Source organism: Streptomyces sp. WAC 04229 (genome assembly GCF_003947455.1).
Taxonomy (GTDB): Bacteria; Actinomycetota; Actinomycetes; order Streptomycetales; family Streptomycetaceae; genus Streptomyces.
Genome location: NZ_QHJH01000335.1, coordinates 1 through 3,808, shown reverse-complemented (window position 1 = coordinate 3,808; position 3,808 = coordinate 1). Strand labels below are relative to the sequence as shown.

General features: G+C 76.0%; 3 protein-coding genes and 1 pseudogene. 3 read left to right on the top strand and 1 reads right to left on the bottom strand.

Annotated features, from left to right (window positions below):
- The 3 genes and pseudogenes from DMH12_RS37690 to DMH12_RS37680 all read left to right on the top strand — a co-directional run.
- Positions 1-558: pseudogene (locus DMH12_RS37690) on the top strand (hypothetical protein); the annotation flags it as partial.
- The gene (locus DMH12_RS37685) at positions 555-1,742 is read left to right on the top strand and encodes a glycosyltransferase family 4 protein (RefSeq protein WP_125495762.1); all 1,188 of its coding nucleotides are present in this window, start codon (positions 555-557) and stop codon (positions 1,740-1,742) included. The pseudogene DMH12_RS37690 and the gene DMH12_RS37685, both read left to right, overlap by 4 nt.
- Positions 1,743-1,826: 84 nt before the next feature.
- Positions 1,827-2,240 carry a cytidine deaminase gene (locus tag DMH12_RS37680; RefSeq protein ID WP_125495761.1) on the top strand — a complete coding sequence of 138 codons (414 nt, stop codon included), beginning with the start codon at positions 1,827-1,829 and terminating at the stop codon, positions 2,238-2,240.
- 73 nt (positions 2,241-2,313) lie between these two features.
- On the opposite strand, the gene DMH12_RS37675 is transcribed toward DMH12_RS37680, so the two are convergent.
- Positions 2,314-3,759 (bottom strand): aldehyde dehydrogenase family protein, encoded by a 1,446-nt coding sequence (locus DMH12_RS37675; RefSeq protein WP_125495760.1) that lies wholly within the window; start codon positions 3,757-3,759, stop codon positions 2,314-2,316.
- Positions 3,760-3,808: the final 49 nt, after the last annotated feature.

Below are 3,808 nucleotides of genomic sequence, written 5' to 3'. Positions count from 1 at the left end.
GGCCGGGCCGGTCTGGCGCTCGGGGCCGCCGCCGCGCTCAAGTGGACGGCCTGGCCCGCCCTGCCGGTGGCGTTCGCGCTCGTCGCCGCGAGCCGAGGCGGGCGGTCCGCGCTGCGGTGCGCTGCCGTGGGGCTGGCCACGGCGACGGCGGCGGTGCTGCCCTTCGCACTCGCCGATCCCTCCGGCTTCCACCGCAACGTCGTTGCCTTCCCGCTCGGCCTCACCGCCGTCGCCTCCCCCGCCGAGAGCCCGCTGCCCGGACACCTGCTCGCGGTGTACGTCCCCGGCGGCAGGGTGATCGCCCTCGCGCTCCTCGCGGCGGGGGCGCTGCTGATCGCCCTCTCGCTCGCGCTGCGTCCGCCCGGGACGGTGCGGGCGGCATCCGCACGGCTCGCACTCGGGCTGGGCCTGGCGACGGCCCTGATGCCGGCGACGCGCTTCGGCTACCTGGTCTGTCCGCTGGTCCTCGGGGCGCTGGCGCTGCGCACACCGCCGCGCGTGATCCCCGTCGTCGCCGTCCAAAAGCCCGCCCCCACCGGAGAGAAGACCCTCGCATGACACGCGACGCCCGCGGCGGAACCCGCCCCCGCACGCTGATCGTCACCAACGACTTCCCGCCCCGGCAGGGCGGCATCGAGACCTTCGTCCGTGAACTGGCCGACCGCTTCCCGCCCGACGAGGTGGTCGTCCTCACCTCGGCGGCGGAGACGGCGCGGGACGGCGGCCCCTTCCCGTACCCGGTGATCCGCCACCCGGCCCGCACCCTGCTGCCCACGCCCCGCGCCACCGCGCACGCCGCGTCCGTGGCCCGGCACCACGGCTGCGACCGGGTGTGGTTCGGCGCGGCGGCGCCCCTCGGGCTGATGGCGGACCGGCTCAGGCGTACGGCGGGGATCCGCACCGCCGTCGCCACCACCCACGGCCAAGAGGTGTGGTGGGCCCGCACTCCCGGCGCCCGGGGCCTGCTGCGCCGCATCGGCGCGCGGGTGGACACGGTGACCTGGCTGGGCGAGAGCACCCGCGGGCCCGTCGAGGCGGCTCTCGCGCCCGGGGCCCGCACCGCGCGCCTGGCCGCCGGCGTGGACACCGGCGTCTTCCACCCCGCGGTGGACGGCGGGCCGGTCAGGACCCGGTACGGCCTGGGGCACCGTCCGGTGATCCTTTGCACGGCCAGGATGGTCCCGCGCAAGGGGCAGGACACGCTGATCAGGGCACTGCCCTGGGTCCGCAGGGCGATCCCGGACGCCGTACTGCTGCTGGTGGGCGACGGCCCGTACGCGCCGGAACTGAGCCGACTGGCCCTGCGCGAGGGCGTGATGGACGCCGTCGTCCTGGCCGGCGGGCACCCCCACCAGGCGCTCCCGCCGTTCTACGCCGCCGCCGACGTGTTCGCGATGCCGTGCCGGACCCGCCGGAACGGCCTGGAGGTGGAGGGCCTGGGCATCGTGTACCTGGAGGCCGCCGCGTCCGGACTGCCGGTCGTGGCGGGCGACTCGGGCGGCGCACCCGACGCCGTGCGCGACGGCCGGACGGGGCATGTCGTCGACGGACGCTCGGTGGCCGCGACGGCGGACCGGCTGATCAGGCTGTTGCGCAACCCCGCCGAGGCCCGCGCGATGGGCGGCAGGGGCCGCGCGTGGGTGCGGGCCGAGTGGACCTGGGACCACGCCCACGCGACGCTGGTCGACCTGCTCGGCGTCGAAGCCGCCGCCCGGTCGGGGCCGTTGCCGCACCGGCGCTGACCCGGTGGCCGCGCGTCGCCATATCCGCTTGCGCGGGCGCGGAGTCCGGGGCACGGTCGGCGGACACCGAGGAAGGCGAGAAGGATGACCACGCAGACCCACCCCGTCGACCACGAACTCGTCGAGGCCGCGGCCGACGTCGCCCGCACCCGCTGCCGCGGCGACAACCACACCATGGCGGCCGCCGCCCGCGCCCGGGACGGCAGGATCGTCACGGCGGTCAACGCCTACCACTTCACCGGCGGCCCCTGCGCCGAGCTGGTCGTCATCGGCGCGGCCGCCGCCCAGGGCGCCCACGAGCTGGACACGATCGTCGCCGTGGGCGACCGGGAGCGGGGCGTCGTCCCGCCGTGCGGGCGGTGCCGCCAGGTGCTGCTCGACTACTTCCCCGCGCTCCGGGTGATCGTCGGCGGCGGCGGCCGTCTGCGGGCCGTCCCCGTCGCCGAGTTGCTGCCCGAGACCTATGTGTGGGCCGACCACCAGCTCGACGCCGGATAGGACGGGGCCCACACGCACCGGCGGCCCGAACCCCCGCACAGTGGGTTCGGGCCGCCGGTCTTCCCGGGGTGCCTCAGAGGGCGAGGTCCGTCAGGACCAGCACGCGCTCGTAGGTGTAGTCGTCCATCGCGAACCGGACGCCCTCGCGGCCCACGCCGGACTGCTTGGCGCCGCCGTACGGCATCTGGTCGGCCCGGTAGGAGGGGACGTCGCCGATGACGACGCCGCCGACCTCCAGGGCGCGGTGGGCGCGGAAGGCGGTCTGCAGGTCGTGGGTGAACACGCCCGCCTGGAGGCCGTACTTGGAGTCGTTGACCGCGGCGAACGCCTCGGCCTCGCCGTCCACCTTCTGCACGCTGAGCACCGGGCCGAAGACCTCCTCGCGGGCGAGGGTGACGTCGGCCGGCAGGCCGGTGAGCACGGTCGGCGCGTACGTGGCGCCGTCCCGCTTGCCGCCGGTGTGCAGCGTGGCCCCCGCGTCGACGGCCTCCCGCACCCACGCCTCGACGCGCTCGGCGGCGGCCTCGCTGACCAGCGGGCCGACGTCCGTCGCGTCGTCGTTCGGGTCGCCGGTCACCTGGGCCTCGACGGCGGCGACGATCCGCGGCAGCAGGCGGTCGTAGACGGCGGCGTCGGCGATCACGCGCTGCACCGAGATGCAGGACTGGCCGCCCTGGTAGTTGGAGAAGGTCGCGATGCGCTGCGCGGCCCGGTCCAGGTCGGCGTCGCTCGCCCAGTCGCCGAGGACCACGGCCGCGCCGTTGCCGCCCAGCTCCAGGGTGCAGTGCTTGCGCGGCACCGAGTCCATGATCGCGTAGCCGACGGTCTCGGAGCCGGTGAAGGAGATGACCGGCAGCCGCTCGTCCTGGACGAGGGCGGGCATCTTCTCGTTGGGCACCGGGAGGATGCTCCAGGAACCGGCCGGCAGCTCGGTCTCGGCCAGCAGCTCACCGAGGATCAGGCCGGAGAGCGGGGTGGCGGGGGCCGGCTTCAGGATGATCGGCGCGCCGGCGGCGATCGCGGGGGCGATCTTGTGGGCGCACAGGTTCAGCGGGAAGTTGAACGGCGCGATGCCCAGGACGACGCCCTTCGGGAAGCGGCGGGTCAGCGCGAGCCGCCCCTGACCGCCCGCGTCGGTGTCCAGGCGCTGGGCCTCGCCGCCGTTGAAGCGGCGGGCCTCCTCGGCCGCGAAGCGGAAGACGGAGACCGCGCGGCCGACCTCGCCGCGGGCCCACTTGACCGGCTTGCCGTTCTCGGCGGAGATCAGGCGGGCGATCTCCTCGGTGCGCTCGGCCAGCCGTCGGCTGACGTGGTCCAGCGCGGCGGCGCGGACGTGGGCGGGGGTGCCGGCGAACTCGTCCCGTACGGCGTACGCGGCGGCCACGGCCTCCTCGACCTGGGCGTCGGTCGGCAGGCTCACCGCGCCGACCCGGCTGCCGTCCCAGGGGGACGTGACGTCGAAGGCGGCCTCGCCGGTGGCCTGGCGGCCGGCGAGCCAGAAGGCGTGGGTGGAAGTCATGTGGCGTCCGGGCCCTTCCGCGTTGGGGGTGTGTAGGGGGTGTACGGGG

Excerpts from the sequence above, each read along its gene's own strand:
- DMH12_RS37685 (WP_125495762.1), top strand. The coding sequence starts at position 555 with ATGACACGCGACGCCCGCGGCGGAACCCGCCCCCGCACGCTGATCGTC.
- DMH12_RS37680 (WP_125495761.1), top strand. The coding sequence starts at position 1,827 with ATGACCACGCAGACCCACCCCGTCGACCACGAACTCGTCGAGGCCGCG.
- DMH12_RS37675 (WP_125495760.1), bottom strand. The coding sequence starts at position 3,759 with ATGACTTCCACCCACGCCTTCTGGCTCGCCGGCCGCCAGGCCACCGGC.